This is a genomic window from Acholeplasma laidlawii PG-8A (assembly GCF_000018785.1).
Classification (GTDB): Bacteria; Bacillota_I; Bacilli_A; order Acholeplasmatales; family Acholeplasmataceae; genus Acholeplasma; species Acholeplasma laidlawii.
Genome location: NC_010163.1, coordinates 401164 through 422401, shown reverse-complemented (window position 1 = coordinate 422401; position 21238 = coordinate 401164). Strand labels below are relative to the sequence as shown.

The window sequence follows — 21238 nt, the reverse complement described above, 5'->3', positions numbered from 1 at the left end:
AATTCTCCTTTATAAAATTTTTTATAGAATTTTTCCACCTATATTATACAATAATTAAAACTTTAGTGAAAGTAATCTTGCAATGAAAACGCATACTTACACTAATTATAGAATAATTAACTAAATCTTTTTGTAAACAATGGATAAACGTTTGTATAAAACAAATGTCAAGAAACTTACCATACCTGATAAAACAATGTTAAATGGTATAACTGCATATAAAATATATAACAACATATAATTTTGTTCATTTACACCCGGTATTACTGTTAACATCCCTAAGACAGCATCAAAACCGTAAAGATTCATATAGAAAGGTAATATGAATAACCAGTTAGATAAAACTGCTGCAATAACCCAAACAAATACAATTGAAATTGAAGCTCTTTTTGCAGTCTTTTTTGTCTTATTTCTATGATACATGATTGAAGATACTAATACAGTAGCAAGTCCAATAAGTAAGTCAGCTAATTCTCCTGTACCAAGTGTGGAGGATCCAGGTAATTTTACAATGAACCTAATAATAGCAATTATACTACCACTAATTGGACCAAACATAAATCCACCAATATAAATTGGTACTGCCGAGAATTGAATATCCAAAAATTGTGGAATAAATGGTATGATCCAGCCCAGCGGGAACTTTATGAAATAATAAAGTATCACACTGATAGCAGATAAAATGGATATGGTAACCATTTTTTTCACTCTCTTAGTATGACTTTCGATTTTACCTTCTACTCTAAAAGCGAAGATAAATAAGATGATTAATGCAATCGCAAAGATAGTAATTAAACTTATCTCTATAATTTGCATATTGTTTTGTAGAAACTCTATAATTTGTTGCATGTGGCAACCTCCTTAATAAATAAAAAGTTACCCAACAAAATAAAGTTCGGGTAACCAAAAATACCTAAAAAAGGAATAATTTTCTTCTCTCATCCAGACTATACTGTCGGTACCTGAATTACACAGGATCCTGCAAATGTAAAATTTGCTCGCAGACTTTAACTGCCGGTGAGGAATTGCGCCTCGCCCCGAAGATGATTTAATTGGATTCGTAAAAATTATATCATCTTACACAAATATATACCAAAGAAACGATAATTTAAAACATTTCTAAATGTAAATATGGGTTTAAGTATATTAATTATGGGATTTGTTCAATCTAATCATATTATGTTTTAACACCTAAGATATGCTCATTTTTAACATATTTTTTTTATTTTTAAAATGTATGCCCTTTCATATATATAAAATAATTAAACGTTTTACAAAGTATAGTATAATACTAATGAAATAGAAACGAGGTATATATATGAAAGAAAAATTTGCAGCTTTAATTATCATGGATGGTCTTGGTATAGCTCCAGCATCTGATTCAAACTCTGTAACACTTGCAGATACAACATATTTAGACAACTTACTTAAAGAATATCCAAATAGCACACTAGTAACATCTGGTGAGGCAGTTGGATTACCAGAAGGTCAAATGGGTAATAGTGAAGTAGGTCACTTAAACCTAGGTGCTGGACGTATTGTTTGGCAATCACTTTCTAGAATTAATGTTGCTATTAAAGATGGTTCCTTTTTTAAGAATCAAGCATTTTTAGATGCAGTAGCACATGCTAAGAAACATAATTCTAAACTACACATTATGGGTCTAGTTTCTGATGGTGGTGTACATGCCCAAATGGGACACTATTTAGCATTATACGATTTTGCTAAACAACAAAACATCTTAGACAGAACTTACCTACATGTATTCACTGATGGCCGTGATACGCCACAAGAATCTGGTTATGGTTTCGTTAAAACTTTAGTAGATTATGGTTTTAATGTAGCAACAGTTTCAGGTAGATTCTATGCAATGGATAGAGACAACAACTGGGACCGTGTTCAATTAGCATTTGATGCAATGACATTAGGCGATGGCCCACACTTTAATAGTGCACTAGACGGTATTGAATCAAGTTATAAGAGTGGTATTCAAGATGAATTCATTAAACCATTTATCGTAAACGACAAAGGTTTAATCGAAAACGATGATGCTGTCATCTTTGCAAACTTTAGACCTGACAGAGCAATTCGTATTGCCACTGCATTATCTAATCCAAGTGCTGCTAAAACAATTTACACAGAAGGTAAACCAATGTTAAATGTTTCTAAAGCACCAAAGAATATCTTCTTAGTATCTATGATGCATTATAAAGAAACTGTTAAAGGTCCTTTAGCATTCGAACTTCAAACTTTTGATGATCTATACGGTGAAGTTATTGAAAAAAATGGTTTCAAACAAATCCGTGCAGCTGAGACTGAAAAATACCCCCACGTTACCTTCTTCTTTGACGGTGGTAAAGAAGTACCTTTAGCAAACTCAACTAGAATTCTAGCCGAATCACCAAAGGTTCCAACCTATGATCTAAAGCCTGAAATGTCAGCATATGAACTAACTGATAAAGTCATTGCAGCATTAAAAACAGGTGAATATCAAACAATGATTCTTAACTTCGCAAACCCTGATATGGTAGGACATACAGGAAATATTGAAGCTACTAAAAAGGCAGTTGAAGTAACTGTTGAGTGTGTTGGTAAAGTTACAGACTTCATCATCAATGAACTTGGTGGTGTAGCAATCATCTTAGCTGACCATGGTAATGCAGAACAAATGCGTGATCAAGAAGGTAAACCACATACAGCACATACAACAAACTTAGTACCTGTTGTAGTAACTAAAAAAGGTATTAAATTAAATAGTGGTGCACTATGTGACGTTGCACCTACATTATTAGATTTACTAGGTATTGAAAAACCTAAAGCAATGACTGGTACATCATTAATCGAAAAAATATAATTAGTATTTCTACATATAAATAAAGAAATCCGCCTAGGACAACCTAAGCGGATTTTTATTAAATACAAATATTTATATGTTATAAAAGTCTATTTCCTTCTTCATCAAAAATTAAGATATGGACTTCTTTAGTTAATACTGTATTGGCATCAATACCTATAAAATTATCCATTTCAAAGATATCATTACTTTCAACACCTAACTCATAATAATTCATGGCTCTTGCATGGGCATGACCAAATACATAATAATTATCTTTTGTGTCAAAGTGCTTTAAAAAGTAAGGTGTAGAAGCAAAGTTATATAGATACCATCCTTGTTTATTACAATAGGCATAACCGGCATGGGTAAATATATATTTACCTAACTGAAACTCATGTATCATGGATTCTAAAAGTGCTATTAAATCTGGAAATCTTTCGTTAATAGAATCTCTCATCTTAGGTATCGTGGTTGCATCTTTACTGGCTAATTGTGCTAAGGTATTACCAAAACCATTTTTTTGGATATTAAATATACCATCTGAAGTTCCTTTTAAAAAATCTAGTAAGAAATCATCATGATTACCTCTAATCATGATGATTCTATTTAGTTTATTAAAATACATTAAATAACCTAATACTTCTAAATTTTCTACACCACGATCAAAATGATCACCTAAAGATAACAGTATATGATTTTCATTTTCCATGTCAAAACCAGCTTTATGTAAAGCTTCTACTAAGGGTCTTAAGTTACCATGAATATCAGAAAAGACAAAATACTTTTTCAAAGACATCACCTCATAAATTCATTCTAACATTTTAAAGTTTAGATTCGACGATAAAAACTTACTTATCGTTTATAATAGATATATCATAACATAAGGATTAAGGTAATTATTTATGGATAAATTAAAAACAACGAGTTTATATCAAAAACACGTCGATTTAGGTGCAAACTTAATAGATTTTGGTGGATTTCATATGCCACTATATTACACTTCAATCGCCTTAGAACACCATCAGGTTAGAAATGATGTTGGTATGTTCGATGTATCTCATATGGGTCAAATCTTAATTGAAGGTAAAGATGCGCTAGCTTATACAAATTATGTGTTATCTTCAACTACCGAGTTAAGACCTCAAAACCAATATGGATTACTCCTTCAAAACGATGGAGGTATCATTGATGACTTAATGGTTTATCCATTTAGTTCTGATCAAATCCTACTTGTAGTCAATGCTTCTAATATTGAAAAAGATTTCAATCATCTTTCTTCAATAAAACATACATTTGATATACACTTAAGAAATATCAGTGATAAGTTTAACTGTATTGCAGTTCAAGGTCCAAACAGTTTTAAATTCTTGAGTAAATTATTTCAAGATTTACCAAAACATTCATCAGACTTTATGTTTACACATAATGAACATGGTCCCTTACTCATTTCCAGATCTGGTTATACAGGTGAAGATGGCTTTGAAATATATACTTATGATGGCTATGCTTCTTTAATTTGGGATGACTTATATAAGTTAGGTGTAAAACCCATTGGTTTAGGTGCTAGAGACACGCTACGCTTTGAAGCTGGTATGCCCTTATATGGTAACGAAATGAATGAAACGATAAATCCTATAGAAGCCGGATTAGGGTTTGCTGTTGATTTTAAAAAGGATGATTTCATTGGTAAATCTGCATTATTAGCGTATAAAGAAAATCCACTAAGAAAAAATGTCGGATTTGAGTTATTAGAAAAGAATATTGCTAGATCTGGTTATGAAATCTATGTAGGCAATCAACTTATTGGACATGTAACTACAGGTTACTTATCGCCTTCTACGAATATAGCATTAGGGTTTGCATTAATTGATGCAAAACATGCTAAATTAGGTACAATCATAGATATAAAAATTAGAAACAAATTTGTTAAAGCGGTTGTTAGAAATAAAAAATTTATAAATAAAAATAATAAAATATAGAAAAAGGAGAACATCAACATGAACAAAAACGACGTATTATATTTAGACACACACGAATGGGTATTTATCGAGGGTAATAAGGCTAAAGTAGGTATTTCTTCTTATGCTGCAATGCACTTAGGTGATATTGTTTTCTTTGATTTACCATCAGTAGGTCAATCATTTAAAAAAGGTGATGTTTTTGCAGCTGTAGAATCTGTAAAAAGTGCATCTGATTTATATATGCCTTTATCTGGTAAAGTACTTGCAGTAAATACTGCCCTAGACCAAGAACCTCAACTTATTAATGAAGATCCATTCGGAAACTTTATTGTAGAAATTGAACTTTCAAATCCTGAAGAATCAAATTCATTATTAAATGTAACAGATTACGAAGCTACACTCTAGGTAGTATCTATGCATAAATACCTACCACATACTAAACATGATATAGAGCATATGTTAGAGACAATCGGTATTAAACGTATCGATGATTTAACATCTCATATACCTAAATCATTAAAATACAATAAACCTTACGGTATTCCAAATCAGTTATCTGATTTGGAACTCACTAAAGAACTTATCGAACTTTCAAGTAAAAATAAATCTCTAACGATATTTAGAGGTTTTGGTGCATATGATGTTTATACCCCTTCAATTGTCAAGTCCTTAACATCAAGACAAGAGTTTTTGACATCATATACACCATATCAGCCAGAGGTTAGTCAAGGTACACTTCAATATATATTTGAATTTCAATCCATGATTTGTGAAATTACTGGTATGGATATTACAAATGCAAGTATGTATGATGGTCCTACTGCAACTGCTGAAGCTATGTTTATGGCACTTGCAGAAACTAAAAGAAAAAAAGTACTTCTTTCAGAAACACTACATCCTAGAACTATAGAAATCATTAAAACTTATGGTACTTATAGAGATGTTGAGTTTGTGATGGTACCTGAATCACATGGTGTTACGCATTTAAGTGAACTAAAAAATCTTGTCACAGATGCTGCGGCATTTATTGTTCAAAATCCGAACAAATACGGTCATATCGAAAATCTAGATGGTGTTGCTGATTTATTACATGAAAATAATGCATTATTCATCTTAAATCAAAACCCACAAAGTTTAGCGTTGCTTAAAACACCACAAGCATATGGTGTTGATATTGCAACCGGTGATCTTCAAAGTTTAGGTATGCCTTTATCTTTTGGTGGCGCTTATGCTGGATATTTAGCAACCACTAAGAAACTCATTAGAAAAATGCCTGGTAGAATTTGCGGGGTAACTACAGATGTTGATGGTAAACGTGCATTTGTATTAACACTTCAAGCACGTGAACAACATATTAGACGTGCAAAAGCAAACTCTAATATTTGTTCAAATCAGTCTTTAATGGCTTTAAGTGTAGCAATTTACTTATCAAGCCTAGGTAAACAAGGCTTTATTGATATTGCTCACTTATCTTTAAATGGTGCTCACTATTTAAAACATGAACTACTTAAACTACCTTCATTTAAAGACCCATTTAAACAACCACATTTAAATGAGTTTACCTTAAAATATGAAGGTAATACGAAATCCTTAGATGATTATTTAGTTGAAAACGGGTTTCTTGGTCCTGTTGATCTAGGTGATGGTTTATTAACCTTTGCTGTAACAGAAAAACGTACTAAACAAGAAATTGATAGTTTTGTTAGATTGATTGGTGACTTCAAATGAAAGCAAAATACTATGACAAATTAATATTTGAAATCTCCAAACCTGGACGTATTGGCCATAACTTACCAAAAGATAGTTTTCCTCAAGTTAAATTACCAAAAGAGTTATTAAGAAGTGACGCAGCCGAGTTACCAGAAGTTACAGAGCTTGATGTCGTAAGACACTATACCAATGTCTCTCTTAAAAACTTTGGTGTTGAAACTGGGTTTTATCCTTTAGGTTCATGTACGATGAAGTATAATCCTAAAATAAACGATGAAATTGCTACTTTACCTGGGTTTTCACAAATACACCCACTCCAACCAAATCATGTGTCCCAAGGTTTCTTACAAGTTTACTTTGAACTTGGTAGTTACTTATCCAAAATCACTGGTATGGATGCTTATTCATTAAATACTTATGCGGGTGCACAAGGTGAACTTGCAGGCTTAATGATTATCAAGAAGTATCACCATGATAGAGGTGACTTAAAACGTAATAAAATCATTGTTCCTGATTCTGCACATGGTACAAACCCTGCTTCTGCTACGGTTGCTGGATTTGATGTTGTTGAAGTCAAATCTAATTTAGATGGTACAATTAATGTTGAATCCTTAAAGGAAGCTTTAGATGATACCGTTGCTGGTTTAATGTTAACAAATCCTAACACAGTAGGTATGTTTGAAAAAGATATTTTAGAAGTTGCAGACCTTATCCATGATTGTGGTGGATTACTCTACTATGATGGTGCAAACCTTAATGCTTTATTAGGTATTGCTCGTCCTGGTGATATGGGCTTTGATATTACACACTTAAACTTACATAAAACCTTTTCTACACCACACGGTGGTGGTGGACCAGGTTCAGGTCCAGTTGGTGTTAAAGACTTCTTAAAAGATTATTTACCAGGTCCTGTCGTCTATAAAGAAGGTAGTACATATCATTTTGAAACACCTAAAGAAACAATCGGTGCTTTATCAGCCTTTTACGGAAATGCTTCTGTTTATTTAAGAGCATATGTATATATTAGAACGCTTGGTGAAGAATATCTAGGTAAAATTGGTCCACTTGCTACGTTAAATGCAAACTATATTAAAGAAAGCTTAAAACACTTATTTAAATTACCTATTAAGGCACACGCAATGCATGAATTTGTCTTTGACGGCTTAATTGATCAGTCAACTGACATTAAAACACTAGATGTTGCAAAGCGCCTTCTTGATTATGGTATACATGCTCCAACCATATATTTCCCACTTACATTTAGTCAATCACTCATGATTGAACCTACTGAAGTGGAAAGTTTAGAAACGCTAGATCACTTCATTGATACGATGAAAACGATTGCAAATGATGCGATTACAAAACCTGAATTCATTAAAAATGCGCCACACCATACTGTGGTTAGACGCCTTGATGAAGCAAAAGCTGCAAGAAATCCACTTGTAAAATTTAAAGATTTATCTCACATATAAAAAAAGGAAACCAAGTTAGGGGATTGAAAACTTGGTTTCCTTTTTTATTTGGCTACCTGTTGGAAGATAGCAAGATGTTTCATGCCATAAATAGGGAGAGTTATGGACGGTTAAATTCTACGCTTGATCCATGCTTGAATCTAAAACCAAATCTAAATAGTTTAAGTGCGTCTTTTAGATTTATGATTTCTTCAACAAATGCATCTTTAATCACTTCAAGTTCAGTTTTAAATTCTAATCTTAAAGTTTCATAATCATCAACAACTATAGCTAATGATGCTTCTAAATTTGCTTTTTCAGTTTCATCTTCAGTAGCTTCAATTTGAGCTGTTAAGTCAGCAATTTGAGTTTCAAACGCTTCAAATTGTGGTTTGTAGGTGTTGATAAGTTCTGCTTTAGCAGTTAAGAATACTTCACGTGCATCACTAATTACTTCTTTTTGTGCTACAAAAGCCTCTCGAATGATTGTTTGTAAATCACTTACATTCATTTCAAGTGCAGCTTCAAGTGTTAATTCACCATCAACATACACAGCTTTTTTAGCCAAGAATAGGTAACCCGGTGATACATTATGTAATCTAGCTTCTAAAATAAATGATGGTTGATAACCGTTGTCTGGTTTATCTTCTGCATGACCATGAACTTTTTTATCATTTAAGGCACCATTAATACGTGTCTTAATTTTTTCTTTCATGAGTTCACCCATTTTATTATTTTCAGATATGGTTGAAACTGATACGATAGTTTCATCATCACCCTCAACAATAAATCCTAATTCAATGGACTTATCGATGATTAAGGTAACTGCCACGTCAATTTTCTTACCAACTAACTCTAAATCAGCTAGTAATACAACACCGTCTTCATTTAATGCATTGGCATAAATAACTCGATCACCTGGTGTTACGATTAATTCTACACTTGGATTAATATCCAGTGTCACATATGTATCAGTTGCATTTGCTCTTGGTAAAAATGCAAATACCGCGATAATTGATGTTACTACAAATAGTATAGCTAGTCCTTTTTTCATACTAAATGCCTCCTTTGCACTTAATATACAAACGAGGCATTGATTTTATTGGTGATTTTGTAATTTTTTTTATTTTTTTATTTTTGTGGTGATTTTCTACCCTTATTAATTTGATAAGGGATACCATTATCTGGCTTAACTAGTACTGAATAAATATTTTCGCCTTGATTTTGTCTGATTCTAATTAATAGTTCTCCGCTTTCAAGTGATTCATCACCGAGTAAATAATTTACCTTTAATACACGATTATTGGATTCTATGGACATTTCAAATGTATAACTTAATATACCTTGATCTTTATTAATATATAATTCAACAATTCTTTTATTATCTATTTCTTCAATGATTAGTGTAACATCCTCTATAAGGATACCCTCTTTAGTTTGAAGTAAGTCAAAGTGATGTTTTTCATCAATTAATTCATAATTCATATCCATATAGTTTTGATCATCAATTGAGGTTCTTGTTTCTAATCTTTTATCTAAACTCTTACCACGTACTTGATAGTTCAAAGATCCTATAATAAGTTCACCATCAATGTTGTATTGATGAGATGTCTCATCATAATTTTGGTTTAAGTTCATTTCATACTGTGTCTCTTCATTTAAGAAATCTTTAGTCTTAAATCTCATAGACTCACCATATCCAGCTTTAGCTGCATCTACTTTTAACTCAAAGTTATGTTTACTTGCAAAAAGTTTTTCCATAACTCCAAAATATTTAGTAAGTTCTGTTAGTTCATCATCTATTTTATTTTGATTTTCATTATTATTTCTACCATTTAAGTCATACAGATAAGTGGAGAGGTCAGATGTATTTGATGTATCTAATAATGTAGAAGTTGATATTGATGAAAACATCAAAACATTTTCCATATTTTCAAATTGTGGTGCTACATTTTGATTAGTCATTTCAGGGTAGATAAATAGTGAAAAGATAAATACTAGAAACAAGGATAATAAAGATGCACTAAATGCGAGTCTAGGTCTAAATCTAAACTTAGGTAGCGGTTTAACTTCTTCTTCATAAGAAATATTTTTAACGCGTTCTAAGATATTGGAAGTTAAATCCTTAATCTCTACTTCTTGGGCTTTAGTTTTGATTAAATTGATTACTTCATTTTTCTTCATAAGACATCACCTACCTTATCCTTTAGTTTCTTTATTGCCTTATTGTAAATCCATAAGACAGTACCTAGTGGTTTTTCCATAATTTTTGCTATTTCTTTAAATTTTAAATCATTAATGACGTGAAGTGTTACAACTTCTTTCTCATCATCATTTAGTAAATTCAGGATCTTAAATATATCTTCATCATTTTCTACTTCTTTATCTGCAGGAATAGACTCTAATAGCTCATCTGACTTAATTAATCTTTTTTGCCTATTATAAGTATTAATCGCTAGATTTCTACCTATCATTGAGATGTATGCGTATGGATTGGCACCTGACTTATATTGGTCAATCTTTTCAAGAAATTTAATATATGTATCTTGCATTATATCGTGAGCCAGATCTTTATCTTTAACAATATTTATGATTGCGTAAAAAACCTGATTCTTTGTCAAGTTGTAGAATGTATCAAATGATTTATAGTCTTTTTGCCTTAACTCTTCTATGATCTCATGTATTTGATCCATAACTCTCCTCGCACTTAATATACAATCTAAGTCCATGTTTTATTGGTATAATTTATTTTATCATGTATTTTTGTATAAAAAAACAGCGATACCTACTTCATGGTTGAACATGAACTAGTTACCTCTGTTATATGTTTTATTTGATGTCTAAGATACTTCTAATCTCATTAAATACAATCTGACGATGTTCTAAATTATGTACTACATTATATTTATCTGTATCTAGAATATATACTTTACTATGTCTATAGTGATGTTCTAACCAAGCATCATAACCTTTCCAAAGAAGTTCATAATAACTTTTTAGACCTTCATCTAATTCAAATGCACGACCTCTATTTTGGATTCTATCAATGACTGATTGAAAAGACCCTTTTAAATAGATCATCAAATCTGGAGCTTTTTTAGGTAACCCTTGGATTTCTTCCATCATATTATCTAGTAATTCCTTGTAGATAGAAAACTCTAAGTCATTCATTCTTTCTAGATCATGGTTTATCTTTGCAAAATACCAATCTTCATAAATGGATCTATCTACAATTGAAAAACCTTCTGTAGCGTGATTTGCTGCATCTTTAAGTGCTTTAAATCTAGAATTCAAAAACCAAAGTTGTAATAAAAAAGGATAACGTTTCTTTTGAGTTTCTTCTTCTGTTGCAGTGTAATAAAGAGGTAGAATGGGATTATCATCTACGCTTTCATAATACATTTTTCCATTAAATTCTTCGGCCAGTGCTTCCCCAACTGAGGTTTTTCCTAAACCAATCATGCCACCAATAACTATTAACATATACATCACTTCCTTCACTTACTATTTTAAGTAGTTTGAAGGATAAGTCAACTATGAAAACCAATGTAAATGCTATCAAATCCATGTACCTTTGGGCCTATATAAATAATGCGTATAACTCATCTAAATAAGACAAGTTATACGCGAGTTTTATAAACTATCGTTTACCCATTTCATAAATTTGACCGATTGCTTTAGGTGCTCTAGAGTTTCTAGAAGTTATCGCTAGAACAATCAATGTAATGACAAAAGGTATCATTTGATAAATTTCTGTATCTAAGTCTAAATCTCTTAAGAAACCAATCGCTGAGTATGCACTTGCAATCGTTCTAAAGAATCCAAATACGATTGCTGAAAGTAAGATTCTACCTGGATGCCAGTTACCAAAAATAAGAACGGCAATTGCCAAGAACCCCATACCTGCAACAGTTGCATCAAAAGATGCAGAGGTTGTAACAACGAAGATAACGCCACCGATACCAGCTAAGATACCTGATGCAAATACAGATAGATATCTAATTTTATAGATGTTAATACCTTGAGCATCTGCTGCTTGTGGGTTTTCACCAACAGCTCTAATTCTTAAACCTGATTTTGTTTTGTACAGTAAGATCCATACAAATGCCAAGATACCAGCTGCAATAAATAAACTAATATAAGTTTTTTGGAAGAACCATTCACCAATAATAGGAATATCCCCTAAAAATGGTACCTTATCAATTCTAAATGCTGCAGAGAAACGAATTTGTTGAGCACCTTGAAGACTACGTGCTGTATAGATTGCAAAAGCGGGTGCAAATAAGTTAATTGCTGTTGCTGAAATTGTTTGGTCTGCATTAAATTTAATTGATGCAATCGCATGCGTCATCGCAAATAAACCACCTACGAGACCACCCACAATAATACCAATTAGATAAATGAGTTGCATAGGTAGTGGATTTGTAGCATTTTGAAGATCACGTATAACCCAGACTCCGACAAATGCTCCAAGTAACATTAAACCTTCTAGCGCGATGTTTGTAACACCACTTTTTTCTGACATGAGTCCACCTAGTGCAACAATTAAAAGTGGCACTAAACTCACTAAAGTAAGCTGTACGATTAATGTCATTGTTCAATACCTCCTTCAATTTCTGAGGTTGATGCTTTCTTCATTAATCTCTTAGTTTTTAAGTTTGCAAAGAATAATTGAATTGCAACAGAAATGGATGTTGTATATACAATTACTGCAATAATAATATCGATAATTTGTTGTGGGAATCCATTAACCTGCATATAGAATCCACCTTGCCTGATATAACTTAAGAAGGTACCTGCAAAGACTGCACCTATTGGTTCTGTTAACCCTAATAGAGCAACAGATATACCATCAAAACCTTGTGGTAATAAGTCATATGTTGTACCTAAGTTTGTACCTATAACTAGGAACTGGATTGCACCACCTAAACCTACAATAGCACCAGATATCAACATAGATAACACGATATTTCTCTTTGCATTCATACCTGCATAACGACTTGCTTCACGGTTAAATCCTGAAGCCTTAAGTTCATAACCTAGTGTAGTTTTCTTAAAGACATAATACATTAGAACTGCTACTGCAATTGCTATAAATATACCAATATTTGCCTTAGAGTTACCGAATAATGCGCCTAATCTAGGAAGTTCAGCACTAGCTTGAATGTTTAAAGATTTTGCTGTAGCACCGTTATAAACATTAGCTTTAATCAAAAACACTGCAAGGAATGTACCAATATAGTTAAGCATAATACTTGATACAACTTCATTAGTATTAGTAAATGCCTTTAAAATACCAGGAATTGCACCCCAGATCGCACCTGCAACTGTACCTAGTAATAGTGCAACCATCCAATGAAATGGTGCTGGAATATTCCATAACACACCCACATGAATAGCAACATAACCAGCTACGATCATTTGACCAGATGCCCCAATATTAAATAGGCCTGTTTTAAATGCTACTACTAAAGCAACCCCTGTTAAGATAATCGGTGCTGCATGTAATAAAATGTCACCTGCAACTTTAATACCACTGCCAAGTCCACCGGTTAATAAAGTAATTAAACCTGGAAAAGCACCACCGGGATTAAAGATTAACATAATAATGAACCCAAATGCTAAACCTACGCCAATTGAAATTAAACTCGGTTTCAATACATTAAATAAGTTTAATAAAATGCGTAGTAGTTTATCTTTGAAAGTTACAATTGCTTTATTTTCTTGCTTGTCCATAACTATACGCTCCTTTTAGATCCTGACATATATAGTCCCAGTTCATTGGCTGTGATATCACTTGTTTTAAATGAACCTGTGATTTCACCTTCATACATGACTAAGATTCGGTCAGATAGGTTAAATATTTCTTCTAATTCATAGCTAATTAATAAAACACCACGATCACGATCACGTTCTTTAATTAGGTTCTTGTGAATATTTTCAATTGCACCAACATCAAGACCTCGAGTTGGTTGGAATGCTAATAATAAGTCATGTTCGCGTTCGATTTCTCTAGCAAGAATGGCTTTTTGTTGATTACCACCACTCATGCTTCTAGCAATTGTATCAATACTATTGGATGAACGTACATCATAGTTTTCGACTAACTTTTTAGCATGTTCTTCAATGATGTCATGATTTAGAATACCGTAATTTGAGTATGGCTTTTTATAGTATTCTTGTAAGACTAAGTTTTCAGATTATTTAAAGTCCAAAACCAAACCGAATTTATGTCTATCTTCTGGAATATGGGATAAGCCCGCCTCATAACGTTTACGAATATTAAGTCTTGAAATATCCTTATCTTTGAGTCTAATTAAACCAGATGAAATTGGTGATAGTCCAGTCAGCGCATTTGCTAGTTCTGTTTGCCCATTACCATCAATACCTGCTATACCTACAATTTCACCACTTCTCACATGAAAGTTAATAGATTTTAGAATATCTTTACCTTTACCATGAAGCGTAAGATTTTCTACTTCTAAAATATTTTCTTTCGGGTTAAATGCACCTTTTTCATATTCTTGAATTAAAGGTCTACCTACCATGAGTTCTGCCATCTCTTCAGTAGTAACATCCTTAACATCCAGTGTAGCTATTTTTTTACCACGTCTTAAAATCGTACAACGATCAGAGGACATTTTAATTTCGTTTAATTTATGAGAAATTAAAATAACAGCCTTACCTTCTTTTGCAAAGTTTTTAATAATCTCAATCAATTCTTTGATTTCTTGAGGTGTTAAAACAGCAGTAGGCTCATCAAAAATTAAAATATCGCTGTCTCTGTACAGCATTTTAATAATCTCTACTTTTTGTTGCTGTCCAACGGTTAATTCACTAATCTTTTTATCTAAATCAATCTGTAGATTATATTTTTCAATGATCTCCATGATTTTATTACGCGCATTCTTATACACAATAAAAGAATTTTTGGTTTCTTCAGAACCCAAAATAATATTATCCAGTACAGAAAATATTTCTACCAATTTAAAATGTTGATGTACCATACCAATACGGTATTTAGCTGCATCATTTGGATGCTTAATATGCGCCAATTCACCATTAATAAAAATTTGTCCTTCATCTTGTGTGTATAGACCAAAAAGAATAGACATTAAAGTACTTTTCCCTGCACCATTTTCCCCTAAAAGTGCATGAACTTCACCTTTTTTAACTTCAAAGTCCACAGAATCATTGGCAACTAATTTACCAAACCTTTTGGTGATACCTTTCATTAATACCATTGTAACGCCTCCAACATTTGTATTTTAAATAAGGGGAACAAATTAATGTCCCCCTTTATTTAACGTTAATCTTTTTCTAATCTATTATTAAGCTTCCGGAGCAATTTTAGCTGATAAACCAGCAGGCACATCATAGCCTAGAGCAATGATGAATGCTTCTAATTCTGCAGCAGTAGTTGGGACAGTAATTGTACCAGCTTTTAATGTGTTAAATATAGTTGTATAGTTTGCTTGAGTAAATGTAGCAAATCTTGAGTTAGCCATTGGTAGACCAACTGCATCTGCATTAACATCTAGGTTCCAAGTTTCTCCACCTGGGAAATCTTCATCATAGAATGCTTCTAGTGCTTGAATCGCAGCTTGTCCAACACCCTTCATAGCAGATGTTAATACTCTTGGTGAGTTACCTGATTGGTCAGAGTCAACACCTACAACCCATTTAGGATTTGCTGTAGTTGTACCTTCTTGTGCAGCAGCCATTACTGATGAACCAGCACCACCTGCAGCAGCATGAATTACTTCAACACCTTGTGAGAACCAAGCTGATGCAGTAGTTTTAGTTGTATCACTTGGACCAAATGAACCTAAATATGTGTAATAAGTTGGATTATATGCATATTCTGTATCATTTGCATCTTTAGCGGCTTGATAAGCACCAGCTACCCAACCAATACCAAATCTTTGAACTGCTGGAACAGCAATACCACCCATAAATCCTAATTGATCAAAACCTTCTTTATAAGTTGCATAAGCAGCTAGGAAACCAGCTTGTTCTTCTTTAAAGAATACTGATAATGTATTGTCTTTGACTACACTATTATAATCACCATTATGTGGTGAACCATCTAAAATTACGAATTTAACATCTGGGTAAGTAGTTTGTGCTTCAAAGATAGGCACTTCAAAATAGAAACCTGGTGTAATGACGATTTTAGCGCCACCAGCAACTGCTAAGTCGATTGCAGCTAGATAGTCTGCAGTTGATTCACCAGCTGGTTGGTAGTATTTATGAGTTTTGTCATTATCTTTGGCAAAAGCTTTAATACCTTCCCATGTACCTTGGTTAAACGATTCATCGTCAATATCACCAGTATCAGTGATCATTGCGATTTCATAAGAACTTGGTCCACATGCTGCTAGTGCAAAGCCAGCAACAAGTACCATCATTAAGAGTAACAGTTTTTTCATCCTTGATTCTCCTTTATTTTTATGTTTCTTGGTAGGGCTTTCATAACCCGTTAATATAAGTATACTTTACTTTTCGTCAATTTTCAACATCTACAAAAAATAATGTAAAAAAAAACTAAAAACTTAATAGTCTTTTAGTTTTTTGATATCATTAATATCTTTATGGTATATGTAATTATATATAGAAACTACATGACTTTTTGGTAAATCAATAAAGTCAGAAGTATCACAAATATTATCTCCATTATTCATAATGCGACCAAAAAGGTTTCTAAATGCCGATATTTTGCCCACATAGTCAGGAAAAATAACACGATAACGTGTATGGATGTGATTTTCAATTGTGAAAATTTCATCTTTATTAAGAAGTATAACTTCAGTATCTTCTATACTTTTAAATGTGAGTTTTTCACCATAAAACGCTTCATGTATTTTATTGATAACTTCCGAAAACATTCTAGGATTCATCAAATTACCACCCTTTACTATTTAGAATCTTTATCAATCTCAGCATCCATATAATCTTTAGGTCTATTAAAATCTTTTTTAGGCACATCTTTTTTTAGAAATTTAGAGATGCTTTTTGGTGGGAATAAAATATTTTGAATCGGTATAAGTAAGAATATAATCCATCCAGGATGCCAATAGCCTGCTACACCAATACCAATATATGCAACAAACACTAAAAAAGGGAAAGTAATTCTAATTTGTTTTAGTCCCACTAAAAATGGCACAATTGGAATTAATAAAAATACCAACCATCCAGGATTCCATAAATTATAGAAAAATCCTAAAAACAAGAATATGAGTAAAGAGATAAGTGGCGTTGCTGCTACTACTCTTTTTTGCCAGGTATATTGAAACATAGATTTTACACTCCTTTGAGTTTTTTCATTTTTAAAATAAGATGATACATAATATGTTCTAACATCTTATTCTTATAATATATCATAAATGCATCACTATTTGGGTCAATATAATCTATACGATATATCATAATATATCATAGTTAAAAAACTTAATAAGATCTCAGAACTTTGGTCTTTGATTTTTTCTTGATCGACTTCACATGCTAAAAACAAATGATTATGTTCTAGATAGTTTTTATCAATTAAACGATGCTTTTCTAAGTAAAACATGAAATCTGTGATAAGTTTTCTAATGGTTGTTTCATCATCTAAGTGTATTAAATCTTTATAAAACTTATCAAATACCAGTAAATATTTATCATAAGAAGTCATAATCATCCACAATCACATAACCCATACCCAGTATCTTTGAACCAATATGTGCACCCACTGTAGGTGTAATAGTTGATACATAGGTTTTACTAACATTATCTAACTCTGTTTTAATCATCTTTTCTATGTCTAGCGCATCGTTTAAACGGTTTGTATGTAAGACCATATAAACCACTTTTTTAGCATCTTTTGTTTCTTCTTTAATGATTTCATACATGCGTTTAATCGCCTTATTATGAACTCTTACCTTCTCTTTGGTTGTGATTCTTCCGTCTTTATCTAAAGAAAGGATTGGCTTAATTTTAGCTAATATGCCTACTGTACCACTCATTTGTGAAAGTCTTCCGTTTTTGATTAAATACTTTAAATCATCTACAACAAAGTAAGCATTGGATTGTTGTCGTAATTTTTGTACTTCTTCTTTAACTCTTTCAATATCATAACCTTTATGAATGAGTATTTCTGCAAAATAGGCCATATAACCTTGAAGCAGTGTGGCCGCTTTGGTATCTATAACATCTAGTGTTACATCTTCAAGTAAACTGTCTATGTTATTTTTTAGATTTTTACCGTATTCAGAAAGGTTTGTAGAAATTGGAAAATGAAGGATATGTGTACATCCTTCATTTTTTAATATGTCTATTTGATTTAATATTTCTCTTGTTTCAGGTGCTGAAGTCTTTGGGACACATGGATCTTTTTCAAGACGTAGATAAAAATCATCTGCAGTAATATCTACACCATCAATTAAGGTTTCTTCTCCAAAATGGATAGTTGTCTTAGTGATTTTAATATGATGATCAAATGGTGCATACGCTAATCCACTTGATGAATCTGCCATGATACCTATTTTTTTCATGTATTTTCCCTCGAATTAATCTGTAAATTGAAAGATATCTAATTGACGACCACCACGTCTTTTATCTTCATCGATACGGTGCCATTTAGAACTTCTACCTTTACCTAGTAACTGAATAACCCCTTCATCTTTTAATCTCTTTAATGTTCTATCGATTGTAATTAAAGAAACAGTTGGGTGTTCTCTTCTAAGATCTGCTTTAGAAAATATTTCTTTACCTGTTCTAATGGTTGCTTCAATGTTATCTGATTTGTTCATCTTGATTTCAAAGGCATATTCTCTAGAATAATTATTAACAGATTCATATGCTTCATCTAGGATATCTAATATAAATTTAGATAATAAATCAGTATTTGGATACCCTGTTTGATAATAGTAATTTGCTTGATTGAGTGCTAATTTGTATTGTTCAAAACGTTTGAAGAATAACTCATAGAATGAAACATATTTAAATACACTAAAATCTCTTAGTAACATGGCATATAAACCAATATAGGCAATCACTTCATTTTCTAGTGTGAATAGATCTTGATTCATAAAATCTATGTAAAAATTGCTAAATAACTGGGTTAGTTCATATTGTTTTGTTTTATTTTGGGCATTGTAGACCTCGATTATTTTATCGAGGTCTTCTTTTTTGCCCATTACTTTTTTTGCTGTAAATAAGGTATCACCCTTTTGCTTTTCCACGGACTTGAACTTAATTGGCTCATAATCTTTAGATAGCATTCTAGCAAGGTTATCAAACTCATTGGTTAAAAGTTCAAATTCCTTAGGGTGTTTTTGAATCGATGCAAGCGCATCTTTTATATTAATTAAAAAATTTTCTGTCTTATTTTTTGCGACTAACTTCTTTTGAGACATCAGTTTAAGTCTTGCATCGGTAAGTGGCATATCTAACATTTTTGCAAAGTAAAAAACATTCTTTTCAATTGCCTTTTTAGTAAACACATCTTTATCTTTACTAAAGAGTTCATCATAATAAAACTCTTTACCTTTAGCTTCATAAACTTTGAGTAAAAGAAGCAATGTGTCTGTTGATACTTGAAGTCTGTTCATGTTTGATAATGCAATCATTGTTATCTATTCCTTGTTTATATTGTAATTAGTCGTGGAAAGGTGAACCACCAATGAATTCTAATAAAATAGAGTTTGATGGTATAAGGGTAGCATCAATTTCATTAAAGTATTTTAAGAACTTAACTAACCTGTTTGCTACGATAAAGTGTTTATCATCTCTTGGTACTGCGTTTAAATGTGGTAATGCAATCTTGTTTAACACAAGTAATTCATAACTTAGTTCTGAGTTGTAAACAAAGTTTGCAGTTTCTTGATGTGGATATATCCATTTGAATTCACCACGGCGTACACTTGACCACATATCTAGTGTCATTGTAACTGGTGTATTTCTATATTTTTGATCTCTCACCATACGACGAATTAAACGTAAGTCTGTTAATGAAATCGGGTTATGATCATCAATGTGTAGTTGTGTATTTGGTGAAATAAAGATATTAAACTTTTGATGACTTGGAATTAATTCTGTCAATCTTTCGTTTAATGCATGGATACCTTCAATTAAAATTGGTGAATCTTTTTCTAACTTCACACTTGGTCCAGCAACACGCTTACCTTGTTTAAAGTCAAAGATTGGAAGACTTACTGATTTACCCATTGCTAAATCAGCCATATCTTTACTAAATTGTTCAACGTCTAATGCTTCTACGTGTTCTAAGTCTGGATTACCATCACTATCTTTTGGTGCTTCATGTTTAGGTTTATAGTAGTTATCCATAGAAATCATCATTGGTTTGATACCTCTACTTAATAATTCGATTCTTAGACGGTTTGTAAAGGTTGTTTTACCTGATGAGGATGGACCTGCAACAGCAATTAATTTAATATCATCTTTAATTTCATAAATTTGGTTACCTAAATCAGCAAGTTGGTTATTGTGTTTTGTTTCGCAAAGATTTACAAAGTCTACTTGTTTATCACGTGTTAGACTGTGTTTGTTAATATTTGCAATCGTATCTCCACCAATAATTTTACTCCACTTGTAAGCTTGTTTTAATGAGTTACCAAATGTTTTTTGGTCTACAAATGCAGGTAATTCACCTTTTAGTTCTGATCTTGGGAAGAAAATTAAAAATCCTGGATTGTAAAACTTAGTATCAAACTTAGTTAAGTAACTTGTGTTTGGTAACATATATGAGAACATGTAGTTGATAAAATCATCTGATTGATAAAGGTTTACATGATTTTCTTTTCTTAGTTTAAGTGTTTCAATTTTATCTAGATAGTTTTGTTTAGTATAAAGTTTAGTAGCTTCTTCTTTAGATACTTTAATTCGTTTAATATCTACCTTACGTTCAATAATTTCTTGAACCTTCTTTAATAACATTTCATATAACTCAACGGTCATGTCATCATTTTCAATAGTTGCTAAGATAGATCTTGAAATGGAATAACTAAAGCGAATTTGTTTTGTTGGATCAAGTTCATATAACGCTTTTGTAAATACATAACGTAATGTAGCTTCATAAATACGCATACCTACGTCACTATCTAATCCCATAAATTCTATATCTGCATCATTTGCAATCATGTAAGATAGCTCGCGCATGCGACCATCTACTGTTGCAAATATTGCATTAGAAATATTTAATTTTTGAGCAAGTTTTTCCAGTGTTAATGGTTCTTTTAACTCAAGTACTTCATTGTTAATCTTTAGTTTCATACTTTTTC

20 protein-coding genes, 1 pseudogene and 1 riboswitch are annotated in these 21238 nt (G+C 32.0%); of the genes and pseudogenes, 5 read left to right on the top strand and 16 right to left on the bottom strand.

Annotation, left to right across the window (positions count from 1 at the left end; all coding sequences use genetic code 11):
* Positions 1 to 120: 120 nt before the first annotated feature.
* A complete protein-coding gene (locus ACL_RS02005; protein WP_012242353.1) occupies positions 121 to 849 on the bottom strand; it encodes an ECF transporter S component in 729 nt (242 codons plus the stop codon).
* A gap of 77 nt (positions 850 to 926) precedes the next feature.
* Positions 927 to 1049, bottom strand: a riboswitch (FMN riboswitch).
* 269 nt (positions 1050 to 1318) lie between these two features.
* On the opposite strand from ACL_RS02005, the gene gpmI reads away from it, so the two are divergent.
* Positions 1319 to 2854: a 2,3-bisphosphoglycerate-independent phosphoglycerate mutase gene (gene gpmI, locus ACL_RS02000; protein ID WP_012242352.1), complete on the top strand. Its 1536-nt coding sequence runs from the start codon at positions 1319 to 1321 to the stop codon at positions 2852 to 2854.
* A 79-nt stretch (positions 2855 to 2933) separates the two neighbouring features.
* Here the strand turns inward: gpmI and ACL_RS01995 are convergent, their stop codons facing one another.
* Positions 2934 to 3626, bottom strand: coding sequence for a metallophosphoesterase (locus ACL_RS01995; protein WP_041633773.1), 693 nt, complete (start codon positions 3624 to 3626; stop codon positions 2934 to 2936).
* Between the two features lie 112 nt (positions 3627 to 3738).
* Between ACL_RS01995 and gcvT the strand changes: the two genes are divergently transcribed.
* Genes gcvT through gcvPB form a run of 4 tightly spaced genes read left to right on the top strand, consistent with a single transcriptional unit; the run spans position 3739 to position 7979 of the window.
* A complete protein-coding gene (gene gcvT / locus ACL_RS01990; RefSeq protein ID WP_012242350.1) occupies positions 3739 to 4815 on the top strand; it encodes a glycine cleavage system aminomethyltransferase GcvT in 1077 nt (358 codons plus the stop codon).
* Between the two features lie 18 nt (positions 4816 to 4833).
* Entirely contained in the window at positions 4834 to 5202 is a 369-nt protein-coding gene (gene gcvH, locus ACL_RS01985) for a glycine cleavage system protein GcvH (RefSeq protein ID WP_012242349.1), read from the top strand.
* 9 nt (positions 5203 to 5211) lie between these two features.
* Positions 5212 to 6525, top strand: coding sequence for an aminomethyl-transferring glycine dehydrogenase subunit GcvPA (gene gcvPA, locus ACL_RS01980; protein WP_012242348.1), 1314 nt, complete (start codon positions 5212 to 5214; stop codon positions 6523 to 6525).
* On the top strand, positions 6522 to 7979 hold the full coding sequence (gene gcvPB / locus ACL_RS01975; protein ID WP_012242347.1) for an aminomethyl-transferring glycine dehydrogenase subunit GcvPB: 1458 nt from the start codon (positions 6522 to 6524) through the stop codon (positions 7977 to 7979). Before gcvPA ends, gcvPB begins: the two co-directional genes overlap by 4 nt.
* A 100-nt stretch (positions 7980 to 8079) precedes the next feature.
* Here the strand turns inward: gcvPB and ACL_RS01970 are convergent, their stop codons facing one another.
* The 14 genes and pseudogenes from ACL_RS01970 to ACL_RS01905 all read right to left on the bottom strand — a co-directional run bounded on the left by ACL_RS01970 (position 8080) and on the right by ACL_RS01905 (position 21230).
* Positions 8080 to 9012, bottom strand: a complete 933-nt coding sequence (locus tag ACL_RS01970) for an anti-sigma-I factor RsgI family protein (protein ID WP_012242346.1) — start codon at positions 9010 to 9012, stop codon at positions 8080 to 8082.
* A gap of 77 nt (positions 9013 to 9089) precedes the next feature.
* Complete coding sequence (locus tag ACL_RS01965) at positions 9090 to 10142, bottom strand: hypothetical protein (RefSeq protein WP_012242345.1); 1053 nt, start codon at positions 10140 to 10142, stop codon at positions 9090 to 9092.
* Entirely contained in the window at positions 10139 to 10651 is a 513-nt protein-coding gene (locus ACL_RS01960) for an RNA polymerase sigma factor (RefSeq protein ID WP_041633771.1), read from the bottom strand. The genes ACL_RS01965 and ACL_RS01960 overlap by 4 nt, the downstream gene beginning before the upstream one ends.
* A 136-nt stretch (positions 10652 to 10787) precedes the next feature.
* Entirely contained in the window at positions 10788 to 11441 is a 654-nt protein-coding gene (locus tag ACL_RS01955; protein WP_012242343.1) for a deoxynucleoside kinase, read from the bottom strand.
* 157 nt (positions 11442 to 11598) lie between these two features.
* Entirely contained in the window at positions 11599 to 12552 is a 954-nt protein-coding gene (locus ACL_RS01950) for an ABC transporter permease (protein WP_012242342.1), read from the bottom strand.
* A complete protein-coding gene (locus ACL_RS01945; RefSeq protein ID WP_012242341.1) occupies positions 12549 to 13694 on the bottom strand; it encodes an ABC transporter permease in 1146 nt (381 codons plus the stop codon). The genes ACL_RS01950 and ACL_RS01945 overlap by 4 nt, the downstream gene beginning before the upstream one ends.
* A gap of 2 nt (positions 13695 to 13696) precedes the next feature.
* Positions 13697 to 15202: pseudogene (locus ACL_RS01940) on the bottom strand (ABC transporter ATP-binding protein).
* Positions 15203 to 15289: 87 nt separating this feature from the next.
* On the bottom strand, positions 15290 to 16390 hold the full coding sequence (locus tag ACL_RS01935) for a BMP family lipoprotein (protein ID WP_012242340.1): 1101 nt from the start codon (positions 16388 to 16390) through the stop codon (positions 15290 to 15292).
* Positions 16391 to 16513: 123 nt separating this feature from the next.
* Positions 16514 to 16858, bottom strand: a complete 345-nt coding sequence (locus ACL_RS01930; protein ID WP_012242339.1) for a hypothetical protein — start codon at positions 16856 to 16858, stop codon at positions 16514 to 16516.
* Between the two features lie 17 nt (positions 16859 to 16875).
* Positions 16876 to 17256 carry a hypothetical protein gene (locus ACL_RS01925; RefSeq protein WP_012242338.1) on the bottom strand — a complete coding sequence of 127 codons (381 nt, stop codon included), beginning with the start codon at positions 17254 to 17256 and terminating at the stop codon, positions 16876 to 16878.
* A gap of 105 nt (positions 17257 to 17361) precedes the next feature.
* Positions 17362 to 17637 carry a hypothetical protein gene (locus ACL_RS01920; RefSeq protein ID WP_041633769.1) on the bottom strand — a complete coding sequence of 92 codons (276 nt, stop codon included), beginning with the start codon at positions 17635 to 17637 and terminating at the stop codon, positions 17362 to 17364.
* On the bottom strand, positions 17618 to 18490 hold the full coding sequence (locus ACL_RS01915) for a DegV family protein (RefSeq protein WP_012242336.1): 873 nt from the start codon (positions 18488 to 18490) through the stop codon (positions 17618 to 17620). The genes ACL_RS01920 and ACL_RS01915 overlap by 20 nt, the downstream gene beginning before the upstream one ends.
* Positions 18491 to 18505: 15 nt before the next feature.
* Positions 18506 to 19567 (bottom strand): helix-turn-helix domain-containing protein, encoded by a 1062-nt coding sequence (locus tag ACL_RS01910; protein ID WP_012242335.1) that lies wholly within the window; start codon positions 19565 to 19567, stop codon positions 18506 to 18508.
* A 28-nt stretch (positions 19568 to 19595) separates the two neighbouring features.
* Complete coding sequence (locus ACL_RS01905; RefSeq protein ID WP_012242334.1) at positions 19596 to 21230, bottom strand: nucleoside kinase; 1635 nt, start codon at positions 21228 to 21230, stop codon at positions 19596 to 19598.
* Between the last annotated feature and the right edge of the window lie 8 nt (positions 21231 to 21238).

Bases quoted from the DNA above. Each gene is read 5' to 3' on its own strand.
- ACL_RS02005 (WP_012242353.1), bottom strand. From the start codon at position 849: ATGCAACAAATTATAGAGTTTCTACAAAACAATATGCAAATTATAGAG.
- gpmI (WP_012242352.1), top strand. From the start codon at position 1,319: ATGAAAGAAAAATTTGCAGCTTTAATTATCATGGATGGTCTTGGTATA.
- gcvT (WP_012242350.1), top strand. From the start codon at position 3,739: ATGGATAAATTAAAAACAACGAGTTTATATCAAAAACACGTCGATTTA.
- gcvH (WP_012242349.1), top strand. From the start codon at position 4,834: ATGAACAAAAACGACGTATTATATTTAGACACACACGAATGGGTATTT.
- gcvPA (WP_012242348.1), top strand. From the start codon at position 5,212: ATGCATAAATACCTACCACATACTAAACATGATATAGAGCATATGTTA.
- gcvPB (WP_012242347.1), top strand. From the start codon at position 6,522: ATGAAAGCAAAATACTATGACAAATTAATATTTGAAATCTCCAAACCT.
- ACL_RS01970 (WP_012242346.1), bottom strand. From the start codon at position 9,012: ATGAAAAAAGGACTAGCTATACTATTTGTAGTAACATCAATTATCGCG.
- ACL_RS01965 (WP_012242345.1), bottom strand. From the start codon at position 10,142: ATGAAGAAAAATGAAGTAATCAATTTAATCAAAACTAAAGCCCAAGAA.
- ACL_RS01960 (WP_041633771.1), bottom strand. From the start codon at position 10,651: ATGGATCAAATACATGAGATCATAGAAGAGTTAAGGCAAAAAGACTAT.
- ACL_RS01955 (WP_012242343.1), bottom strand. From the start codon at position 11,441: ATGTTAATAGTTATTGGTGGCATGATTGGTTTAGGAAAAACCTCAGTT.
- ACL_RS01950 (WP_012242342.1), bottom strand. From the start codon at position 12,552: ATGACATTAATCGTACAGCTTACTTTAGTGAGTTTAGTGCCACTTTTA.
- ACL_RS01945 (WP_012242341.1), bottom strand. From the start codon at position 13,694: ATGGACAAGCAAGAAAATAAAGCAATTGTAACTTTCAAAGATAAACTA.
- ACL_RS01935 (WP_012242340.1), bottom strand. From the start codon at position 16,390: ATGAAAAAACTGTTACTCTTAATGATGGTACTTGTTGCTGGCTTTGCA.
- ACL_RS01930 (WP_012242339.1), bottom strand. From the start codon at position 16,858: ATGAATCCTAGAATGTTTTCGGAAGTTATCAATAAAATACATGAAGCG.
- ACL_RS01925 (WP_012242338.1), bottom strand. From the start codon at position 17,256: ATGTTTCAATATACCTGGCAAAAAAGAGTAGTAGCAGCAACGCCACTT.
- ACL_RS01920 (WP_041633769.1), bottom strand. From the start codon at position 17,637: ATGATTATGACTTCTTATGATAAATATTTACTGGTATTTGATAAGTTT.
- ACL_RS01915 (WP_012242336.1), bottom strand. From the start codon at position 18,490: ATGAAAAAAATAGGTATCATGGCAGATTCATCAAGTGGATTAGCGTAT.
- ACL_RS01910 (WP_012242335.1), bottom strand. From the start codon at position 19,567: ATGATTGCATTATCAAACATGAACAGACTTCAAGTATCAACAGACACA.
- ACL_RS01905 (WP_012242334.1), bottom strand. From the start codon at position 21,230: ATGAAACTAAAGATTAACAATGAAGTACTTGAGTTAAAAGAACCATTA.